The sequence below is a fragment of the Bacillus cereus group sp. BfR-BA-01379 genome (assembly GCF_022663605.1).
GTDB lineage: Bacteria > Bacillota > Bacilli > Bacillales > Bacillaceae_G > Bacillus_A > Bacillus_A mobilis.
Genome location: NZ_JAKUFT010000258.1, coordinates 1 through 272 on the forward strand (window position 1 = coordinate 1; position 272 = coordinate 272).

The window sequence follows — 272 nt, forward strand, 5'->3', positions numbered from 1 at the left end:
TTCGAGGTGGAAGCATGGTGACATGTGGAGCTGACGAATACTAATAGATCGAGGACTTAACCATATAATATGAAGCAATGTTATCTAGTTTTGAAAGAATATAAAAAACTTATTGACTTTAAAAGTTAAATAAGTTATGATGATTCTTGTCTTAAATGAATAAAGTCTGGTAATGATGGCAGAGAGGTCACACCCGTTCCCATACCGAACACGGAAGTTAAGCTCTCTAGCGCCGATGGTAGTTGGGACCTTGTCCCTGTGAGAGTAGGACG

1 rRNA gene is annotated in these 272 nt (G+C 39.3%); it reads left to right on the forward strand.

What is annotated here, in order from left to right:
* Positions 1-165: 165 nt before the first annotated feature.
* Positions 166-272: ribosomal RNA gene (gene rrf, locus MR113_RS27735) — 5S ribosomal RNA — on the forward strand; the annotation flags it as partial.